Source organism: Zooshikella ganghwensis DSM 15267 (genome assembly GCF_000428585.1).
GTDB classification, from domain to species: Bacteria; Pseudomonadota; Gammaproteobacteria; order Pseudomonadales; family Zooshikellaceae; genus Zooshikella; species Zooshikella ganghwensis.
This window is the reverse complement of sequence record NZ_AUAF01000005.1, coordinates 86468-94991: the sequence shown is the minus strand read 5'-3', so window position 1 is coordinate 94991 and position 8524 is coordinate 86468. Positions and strand designations below refer to the sequence as shown.

General features: G+C 41.0%; 11 protein-coding genes and 1 tRNA gene. 8 read left to right on the top strand and 4 right to left on the bottom strand.

Annotated features, from left to right (window positions below):
- The 5 genes from tnpA to F607_RS0102425 form a co-directional block, all read left to right on the top strand.
- Nucleotides 1–229 (top strand): IS200/IS605 family transposase (gene tnpA, locus F607_RS27845; RefSeq protein WP_038289710.1); only part of this gene is annotated, 229 nt, incomplete at its 5' end.
- A gap of 182 nt (nucleotides 230–411) precedes the next feature.
- Nucleotides 412–1284: a M23 family metallopeptidase gene (locus tag F607_RS0102440; protein ID WP_230400357.1), complete on the top strand. Its 873-nt coding sequence runs from the start codon at nucleotides 412–414 to the stop codon at nucleotides 1282–1284.
- 132 nt (nucleotides 1285–1416) lie between these two features.
- Nucleotides 1417–1490, top strand: a tRNA-Arg gene (locus F607_RS0102435).
- Nucleotides 1491–1740: 250 nt separating this feature from the next.
- Nucleotides 1741–2487 carry a TIGR04283 family arsenosugar biosynthesis glycosyltransferase gene (locus F607_RS27840; protein WP_051310748.1) on the top strand — a complete coding sequence of 249 codons (747 nt, stop codon included), beginning with the start codon at nucleotides 1741–1743 and terminating at the stop codon, nucleotides 2485–2487.
- Between the two features lie 8 nt (nucleotides 2488–2495).
- Nucleotides 2496–3113 (top strand): TIGR04282 family arsenosugar biosynthesis glycosyltransferase, encoded by a 618-nt coding sequence (locus F607_RS0102425; protein WP_038289666.1) that lies wholly within the window; start codon nucleotides 2496–2498, stop codon nucleotides 3111–3113.
- On the opposite strand, the gene F607_RS0102420 is transcribed toward F607_RS0102425, so the two are convergent.
- The 4 genes from F607_RS0102420 to flgA form a co-directional block, all read right to left on the bottom strand.
- Complete coding sequence (locus F607_RS0102420; RefSeq protein ID WP_027706768.1) at nucleotides 3079–3852, bottom strand: flagellar brake protein; 774 nt, start codon at nucleotides 3850–3852, stop codon at nucleotides 3079–3081. The two genes, F607_RS0102425 and F607_RS0102420, sit on opposite strands and share 35 nt — an antisense overlap.
- 276 nt (nucleotides 3853–4128) lie before the next feature.
- On the bottom strand, nucleotides 4129–4620 hold the full coding sequence (locus F607_RS0102415; RefSeq protein WP_169719753.1) for a flagella synthesis protein FlgN: 492 nt from the start codon (nucleotides 4618–4620) through the stop codon (nucleotides 4129–4131).
- 34 nt (nucleotides 4621–4654) lie between these two features.
- The gene (gene flgM, locus F607_RS0102410; protein ID WP_027706766.1) at nucleotides 4655–4990 is read right to left on the bottom strand and encodes a flagellar biosynthesis anti-sigma factor FlgM; all 336 of its coding nucleotides are present in this window, start codon (nucleotides 4988–4990) and stop codon (nucleotides 4655–4657) included.
- An 89-nt stretch (nucleotides 4991–5079) separates the two neighbouring features.
- Complete coding sequence (gene flgA, locus F607_RS0102405) at nucleotides 5080–5814, bottom strand: flagellar basal body P-ring formation chaperone FlgA (RefSeq protein WP_027706765.1); 735 nt, start codon at nucleotides 5812–5814, stop codon at nucleotides 5080–5082.
- A 114-nt stretch (nucleotides 5815–5928) separates the two neighbouring features.
- Between flgA and F607_RS0102400 the strand changes: the two genes are divergently transcribed.
- From F607_RS0102400 to flgB, 3 genes are all read left to right on the top strand, one after another.
- Nucleotides 5929–6858, top strand: coding sequence for a chemotaxis protein CheV (locus F607_RS0102400; RefSeq protein WP_027706764.1), 930 nt, complete (start codon nucleotides 5929–5931; stop codon nucleotides 6856–6858).
- 32 nt (nucleotides 6859–6890) lie between these two features.
- Nucleotides 6891–7952, top strand: a complete 1062-nt coding sequence (locus tag F607_RS27835) for a CheR family methyltransferase (RefSeq protein WP_157365358.1) — start codon at nucleotides 6891–6893, stop codon at nucleotides 7950–7952.
- Nucleotides 7953–8112: 160 nt separating this feature from the next.
- Nucleotides 8113–8523, top strand: coding sequence for a flagellar basal body rod protein FlgB (flgB, locus tag F607_RS0102390; protein WP_027706763.1), 411 nt, complete (start codon nucleotides 8113–8115; stop codon nucleotides 8521–8523).
- Nucleotide 8524 lies beyond the last annotated feature (1 nt).

Genomic DNA, 8524 nt, shown 5'->3' with positions numbered 1-8524 from the left:
TCCACCAAAATATGCTGTGTCAAAAGTGGTAGGATATATCAAGGGTAAGAGTGCCATATTAATAGCCAGGCAGTATGGAAACAAAGTAAGAAATTTTAAAGGAGAGAGATTTTGGGCGAGGGGCTACTTTGTATCAACGGTTGGTTTGGATGAAAAGCTGGTGAGGGAATATATTCGAAATCAAGATAGTAGGGATAAATATTTTGACCAGATGAACTTGTCGCTTTAGCGACTCATATATAGCCCCTTTGAGGGGCTCACCCGTATAAGCCACCGGCTTTGCCGGTGGTAATTTAACTGTACTGTGAGCAGTTTCATCAAAATGATGGTTGCAATATAAAAAGTGCCATGCCACAGTGAGTTATTAACCACTCTGGCTTAACTACTAGTGTCTTATTTGACGGTCAAATTATGAGTTTTCCTGTGTCACTTCAGCGTCCCCAAAAAAAGTCTATGGGTTCTACAGGCTTTTTCAAAACTATCCTACTATTGTCGCTATTCTTGCCACTTTCTGCAACACATGCCAAATTGCTTTCACTACAGGGAGATAGGACACAAGGTAGCTTATTATTGGGAAAAGTGACGCAAGGCAGTCAGGTTAAATACCAGGAAAAGCTGATCTCTGTGAATGATGGGGGGTATTTTGTCATTGGTTTTGGGCGTGATGCTGTATTGGATCAGCAGTTTATTGTTATAAGCCCTGATGGTAAGCCACAATCTCATAAACTTAAGTTAAAAAAACGCAAGTATAATATCCAGCGTATTAAGGGGGTGCCACAAAAAATGGTAACGCCTCCTGAGTCTTTTCTCAAACGAATAAGAAGAGAAAGTAAACTGGTCGCAAATTCAAGAGCAGTGGAAACTGATTATTCTTATTTTGCGCAGCCCTTTATTTGGCCACTCACGGGACGTATTAGTGGTGTTTATGGCAGCCAGCGGGTTTTTAATGGAGAGCCACGCCGTCCACACTTTGGTGTTGATGTTGCTGCACCTGTTGGTGCTAAGGTGGTTGCGCCTGCTGGTGGTACTGTTGTATTGGCTGAACCTGACTTATACTTCTCTGGCGGAACACTGATTATTGACCATGGGCATGGGGTTTTCTCAAGCTTTTTACACCTTAGTAAAGTGTTGGTTAACGTTGGAACTAAAGTTAAGCAAGGGGATGTTATTGCTAAGGTAGGCGCAACTGGTCGAGTAACTGGACCTCATTTAGATTGGCGTATGAACTGGTTTACAACCCGCGTTGACCCAGCACTTTGGGTTGGGCCAATGCCAAAAAAATAAGATATATCATGCCCGTTCTGGGTAAAGTAGCTTGCCATATTAAGTGCAAAATGAGTGCTTGATTTTTACACCGCAAGAAAAGTTGCATTTAGCTGGTGAGTTTGTATCATTGGGCCTCTTCAAAGGCTTTAAGTCCCTGTAGCTCAGTAGGATAGAGCAAGCGCCTCCTAAGCGCTAGGTCGGAGGTTCGATTCCTCTCAGGGACGCTCTTCTCATTTAATGATCTGCAATATACCACTGTTTTAATCTAAAAATGCTTAAAGGTGTCCTTTGCAGTCACATCACTGTGCAATTATTCGTTGCTCTACTCGGTCTCTATAGTTGATATGTTTTGCACCCTGGCTAGAGCCATGTCTTTAACAAAAGGCATACCGTTTAGGGTGAAGCAATGCGAGTGTTATGTGAGTGATATATTGAAATAAGACATCTCCAAGGAAAGTGGTAGGGTGTGTACAAGTGAAATTATCAATTATTGTACCTACATTAAACGAAGCAAAAGGAATTCAACCATTCCTAAGAGCTTTACAGCCTTTACGTCATCGAGGGCATGAAGTTATTTTGATTGATGGTGGGAGCCAGGATAAAACAGTAGATTATGCGAGATCGATGGTGGACTGTTTAACTTCTTGTGCACCTGGGCGAGCAATACAGATGCAGTATGGCGCTGAGTTGGCAACAGGTGATGTATTATTGTTTTTACATGCAGATACAGTCTTGCCTGATCTTGCTGATGAGCTGATTAAGCAGGTCTTCAGTTGCAGTAAAAATGATTGGGGGCGTTTTGATGTTCGTCTTTCTGGACAACATTGGCTTCTTCATTGTATTGCTTTCATGATGAATAAGCGTTCGCAACTCACAGGTATTGCAACAGGTGATCAGGCTATTTTTGTCAGGCGGGATTTTTTTGAAGCCATCGGTGGTTTCTTGGCTATTCCGCTTATGGAAGATATCGATTTATGCAATCGTCTACGACAACAAAGTAAACCTGTCTGTATTCATAGCCCAGTGACTACCTCCAGCCGACGCTGGGAGCAGGATGGTATTTTTCGCACGGTGTTATTAATGTGGTGGATTCGGTGTTGTTTTTATTTTGGTGTTGCGCCAGAAAAGCTGTGGCGAAAATATTATATTAGAGACAGTCATGATATAAAAATCAGTGATTACTCAACCAAAAATAATATTTCCCATAATAATGAGCATTAACGATTAATATGCAACAACTGGTTATATTATTTACCAAACCACCTCGAGCGGGTGCAGTGAAAACTCGCTTGATTCCTGCACTAGGAGAACAGAGAGCATTATCGGTTCATCAATGGTTGCTAGATCGAACATTGATGATGATGCAACAGCTACCAGTATCCATTAAAGTTCAACTTTGCCTGACAGAACCATTAATAGCATCTGATAAGCTCAGTCGTTATTATTCTGAGCAATGGCCACTATGTTTACAACAGGGGAATGACTTAGGCGAACGTTTGGCAAATGCATTAAAGTTAAACCTAACCCAGGCGAATCATGTTTTAATTATTGGCAGTGATTGCCCTGTCCTTACTTCAGACTATATTTTACGAGCGTTTAGTGCGTTAGAGCATAAGAGTGACGCGGTAATTGGCCCTGCGGCAGATGGTGGTTACGTATTACTTGGTTTAAGCCGCTTTATTCCCGAACTCTTCTTTAATATGCCCTGGAGTACTCCTCAGCTACTTAGTAATACATTGGTTAAGTTAAACCGTTTACAAGTGTCTTACCAGTTATTGCCTGAGTTATGGGATGTTGATGTGCCTGCTGATGTTAAGCGTCTGGAACGATTTCATCTTCGCGATTAGCCCAGCGCTGTAATTGATTGACATAAAGTTGTAGATAACGCTGATTAAGACCGGATAGCTGTAAAAACATTATGCCGATATTAATATGCTGTTGATCTTTAATGCTGACTTGCCGAATTTCTCCCTGACAATCAATGGGGTGATCTGTTGGGGTAATAAATTGTACATGATCGAATATATCACCGACGGCAAGTGCTGGATGTTCAGCAGGTGTTGTTATCAGTTGTAGTTGGCAGCCCGTTATTGATAAGTCCAGTAATTGACCACTTAAAAAAGTGGGTTTCGGTTGTTGAGCGATAAGGGTTACGCGTATAAATGTGTGAGCGGGAATGACAGCACGGTAAGCACTACGTCGTTGTAAATAGCGGACCCTTTCAGGAAATGGAATAATTACATCATGGGGGGCGGCTGTTGTAGTGTCTGCCATAATCGAGGAAGATAAAGCCGATAATTTTTGACAGATGACCTCAATACCCTGATAAATACATTGTAAATTAAATGACATATTCTTTTTTATCAGGCCTTCACCATGAGCAGGTGTAATATCAGACAACGTAAAGTGACACGCATCATCATTAACTGCAGTGATTGTTGCAGAAAATGTGCTGTTTTCTGATGGGAAATCAAGGCGAACTCGTTTCTTACTTTCACAGATTGCAAGTAGTTGACGATATATTTCTTGAGGTGTTTGTAGGACTTGATACTTCTCACTTGAATCCCAATCTGAAAAACTGATCATACCACCCACATCCCTGAATATTTTAATTATTAAAATAAGTTTTAAAGTAAACTAAAAGTATTTCTTTTTTATATCGTTGATTAACAGGTTACTTATTTCTCATGGCTTAATTATAAAGGTATCCCTAAAAAAGTGCATTTTTAGAGATGCTCATAAATAAATATATCTCGGTCATAATTTATGAACGACTGGCAGGAATTGATCAGTGGTAGGTATAAACTAGAGCTGGTGAATAAGCCAGCTCCCAAGTATCTATCTCTAAAATGTTAACAGACCCTAAGCAGTACCAATTAACCTTCCAGTTGCATCATTAATCGTTTGCCCTTGCTTGGCATATAGCGCTTTTTGCGTTAAAGGCTGGCCTCGATAAATACGGAGAAAACGTTCCACTACCAACTGTGTACGGCTAATGATTCGGTGATTGGTTTCATTGCAGTGTTTGCTTTCTTTCAACTTACTTTGTAAAGCATTCCAAAGTGACTCCAGGTGCTCTTTTTGGGCTTTATCACAAAAGGTGAGGAGTTGCTGAAAACCCGTGGCATCTGGGATTAAGCCGAGCGAAGCAAATAACTTGGATCGTTGATTTGCATTTTGGCTAATGGATGTTAGATATGACTGCTTTCGACTAATGTGAGCCTCAAGGTTGGAATAATCACGCTCTTTTAGTGCTTGACGTTCAGCCTTGAGGGTTAAAATTAAATGGTCAAAAAGCTGTAAGTCTGCAAGTAGTAATGTTTCAAACTGTTTGAGTGAGTGGGTAGTGGGCATAATGGTCATTCCAGTTGTCTAGCTTAACGTGAGGTTAAAACCCTTCAAAGTCTATGAGCTTATTAGCAACTTGCTCTGCATTAACCTGATAGCGTCCTGCAGCAATATCAGCTTTAAGCTGCTGGACACGCTCTGAGTCAACGCCGTCCTGCTGAGCAACTTGGTCCTGCAATTTCTTTAAGTCCTGAGCTTGTTGACTAAGCTCCACAGAAACAGGCTTTTTATCGGCACTAGCCTGTTCCCCAACGGACTGGTTGGAGGATTGCTCTAAAGACGTATTTTCGGGCCCACTGACCCGTTGCTGGGCTCGCTTTTGGGCGCCTATTAGGTCTGATGAAGACGTATTGGGACCATTGATATCATTAACCATGATGACTACCTTACCCTTAGAATGACCACTCACTATGAATAATAGCGGCCATCATTGAAATTACTTTAATAGCCATTTTGCAAAAAAATTCAGAACAAAACCTGTACTGTGTTGCTATCCTTGACGATGCCTTCGACCACGCGTTTGCTTCTGTTATTACGCACCTTTATTCGCTCACCAGGTTTACCATCGGAGAGTGCTATTCCAAATGATCTAACGGCAAAATGTGCTGCTGAAGCAATTATCGCAACTTTTGTGCCTTTAGTGATTATAGTCGCTGTGTCAATATGTCGACGACTAATCACTTGTCCTAATGTAATTGTTTTGGTTGCTATTTTACCGATAACAGGCGCTTGCTCGGTGAAATAGCCATGGCGTAATCTGCTGATATCAACGGTCTGCCACATTAAGTCTGCGTCAGTGATTTGTCGTTTTTTTGGAATGGTACGTCTGCTGGCAAGTACTTGCCGGAAAATGCTCACCTCTGAAGTGACATAAACTTGCCAGATATTTGGGCAGTCAATGGCCAGTGTAATTCGTCCATAGGACTTACTGTGTCTATTTTGGCTGACCAAAAGAGGTGCCTGGCATAAGGCTAACCTTAATCGCTGATCCAGCGGATTAATACGAATTTTATAGGTTATTGAAGGCGATTGCGCTAGTAGTGGCTGCAGCTTGTTTAGCAGGTATCGATGGGCTGCCTGTTGCACTTGGTCATTGAGTGGACTGGCTAAGCAGGTATATGAATATAGGTAGAGCAACAAGCCCAATGCAAAATACTGACGTATGAGACTAAATTGTCCTATGCTATTTGTATAGTTCATAAGCAGCAATAGGCCTTAGTGAAAATCGTAGATATGCAGCGGTTTATTAATTTAAAGCAACTGCTATGCCGGTTTCAGGCTTAAAGTGTTTGTTAATCATGTAGGAGTGGTTTCATGGCTGGTGTATTAGACAGTGTTAACCAGCGAACTCAACTGGTAGGGCAGAACCGACTTGAATTACTGTTGTTTAGACTGAATGGTGGTCAGTTATACGGCATCAATGTATTTAAAGTTAAGGAAGTATTGCAGTGCCCTAAGATGACGATTATGCCGAAAAGCAGTCCTATTGTAAGAGGTGTTGCCAATATCAGAGGAGGCACAATTCCTATATTGGATATGAATATGGCAACTGGTCGAAGTGCTCTGGAAGATGTTGAAAACTGTTTTGTGATCATTACTGAGTACAACATGAAAGTTCAGGGCTTTTTGGTGCGAATGGTCGATCGCATTGTCAATATGAATTGGGAAGAAATACATCCCCCACCCAAGGGAACAGGGCGAGATCATTACTTAACCGCAGTAACTAAGGTGGATGATAAGCTGGTTGAGATCATTGATGTTGAAAAGATTCTTGCGGAAGTTTCTCCAATGAATGAAGAACTTTCAGAGGATGTTGTTCGTCATGAGCCAACCGATGACTTAGCGAATAAGAAAATATTAATTGTTGATGACTCAGCAATAGCGCGCAAACAAGTACAACGTTGTATAGAGTCGTTGGGCATTGAGGTTGTGGCCAAAAATGATGGTCGTGAGGCTTTAGAATACCTTATGGACTTGATTGACAGTGGTACTAGTCCTACAGATGAACTCCTTATGATTGTTTCTGATATAGAAATGCCTGAAATGGATGGTTACACGTTAACCTCTGCTATTAGGAATGATCCGCGTATTAATGATATGCATATCGTGCTGCATACATCATTGAGTGGTGTATTTAATAAAGCCATGGTGGAAAAAGTGGGGGCGAATGATTTTATTGCCAAGTTTAATCCCGACTTATTAGCGGGGGCGGTCATGGAACGAATCCAAATATTAACGGGTTAATTACAGGTTAGCATCGAAATGGGGTAATTTCTGTGGCTGAATTTGGTTCTCAACCGAAGCGAACGGTCCCTACGAATGATTTCGAAGTGTTTAGTCTTTTTTTGGAAAAAAGTAGTGGCATTGTTTTAGGTAAAAATAAAGAATATTTAGTAAAAAGTCGTTTAAGAAAAATTTTAGCGGAAAATAATATCAACTCTCTCACAGAGTTGGTTTCGCAGATTGAAAAAAATCCTCGAGGCGATTTGCGTGGCAAAGTTATTGATGCGATGACCACCAATGAGACATTATGGTTTCGGGATAATTACCCTTATGATGTGTTAAAAAACAGAATATTGCCTGAACTTGTCAAGGAGCGACGTCAACAGAATATTCGTATTTGGTCAGCCGCTTGTTCTACAGGACAAGAACCTTATTCAATAGCAATGGCCATTGATGAGTTTGAGCGTAATAATTTAGGTATGTTAAAAGGCGATGTAAAAATTGTCGCAACTGACTTATCAAGTAAAGTCATGGCTGAAGCGATGGCTGGAGAATATGACTCTCTTGCATTGGGTCGAGGGTTGTCTGATGAGCGTCTGAATCGTTACTTTACCGCATTACAAGGAAAGCGTTGGGTAGTTAAACCCCATATAAAAGAGCGTGTTGAGTTTCGTATTATTAATCTGCAAGAAAGTTATACAAGTTTAGGCCGCTTTGACATTGTCTTTTGCCGGAACGTATTGATTTACTTTTCTGCTGAGCTAAAGCTGGATATTTTAAGCCGAATTTATAAGACATTAAAGCCTGGAGGCTTTCTATTTTTGGGGGCGTCTGAAGCTTTAAATGGCTTGTCTGATTTATATGAAATGGTACAGTGCCGGCCAGGTATAATGTACATGGCAAAATCTGATAAAACAGATGTATTTGCGCGTGCTGAAAAAACCACAAGCCGCATACAGTCCTCCTCTTCTGAGGCCAAACGGTCTACCACAAGAGCAACAGCTTCGGTTAAAGATCCGACAACAACACGAACTCGAACAATGACTACCTCTACCACAAAACCAACTTCCTCAATAAAACCTTCCTCGAATAAACCAGAGCCTTTTAAGCGGTAACGCTTCGTCTTGAATCGAAGGAAATGAGTTGCCGTTTGCCTGGTTACAGTGTGACAGATAGAGATTAACTGTCTGATAATCAAAGAAAAAAATTAGTGGCATGGGCTTTGCGTTTAGACCAAGTAGAAAATTACTCGGTTTGTTTGGCAAGGGAGTATTTATGGCTATCAGTTTTGATAATGCATTAGGTGTGCACCCTTATGCGCTACAAATTCGTGCAGCAAGAGCAGAAATCATCGCTAATAATTTTGCCAATGCAGATACCCCAGGTTTTAAAGCCAGAGATATAGACTTTAAGCAAGCTCTTAAACAAGCTGTCGATGGTTCACCCAGTGGCAATCAATTGCCGCTTAATACGACAAACGAGCATCACTTACAAACAGTACCTACAGAATATAGTGGACCTGAAGTACTTTTTCGAACGCCAATTCAACCTGCGATAGATGGTAATACAGTGGATACTCAACAAGAACACTCGCTATTTGCCCGTAATGCAATGGATTTTCAGGCCGGTTTTGAGTTTTTAAATGGTAGCTTTAAATCATTAAAAACAGCAATTAAGGGTAACTAGT

Excerpts from the sequence above, each read along its gene's own strand:
- flgB (WP_027706763.1), top strand. The coding sequence starts at position 8,113 with ATGGCTATCAGTTTTGATAATGCATTAGGTGTGCACCCTTATGCGCTA.
- F607_RS0102415 (WP_169719753.1), bottom strand. The coding sequence starts at position 4,620 with ATGCCCACTACCCACTCACTCAAACAGTTTGAAACATTACTACTTGCA.
- flgM (WP_027706766.1), bottom strand. The coding sequence starts at position 4,990 with ATGGTTAATGATATCAATGGTCCCAATACGTCTTCATCAGACCTAATA.
- flgA (WP_027706765.1), bottom strand. The coding sequence starts at position 5,814 with ATGAACTATACAAATAGCATAGGACAATTTAGTCTCATACGTCAGTAT.
- F607_RS0102420 (WP_027706768.1), bottom strand. The coding sequence starts at position 3,852 with ATGATCAGTTTTTCAGATTGGGATTCAAGTGAGAAGTATCAAGTCCTA.
- F607_RS0102440 (WP_230400357.1), top strand. The coding sequence starts at position 412 with ATGAGTTTTCCTGTGTCACTTCAGCGTCCCCAAAAAAAGTCTATGGGT.
- F607_RS0102425 (WP_038289666.1), top strand. The coding sequence starts at position 2,496 with ATGCAACAACTGGTTATATTATTTACCAAACCACCTCGAGCGGGTGCA.
- F607_RS0102400 (WP_027706764.1), top strand. The coding sequence starts at position 5,929 with ATGGCTGGTGTATTAGACAGTGTTAACCAGCGAACTCAACTGGTAGGG.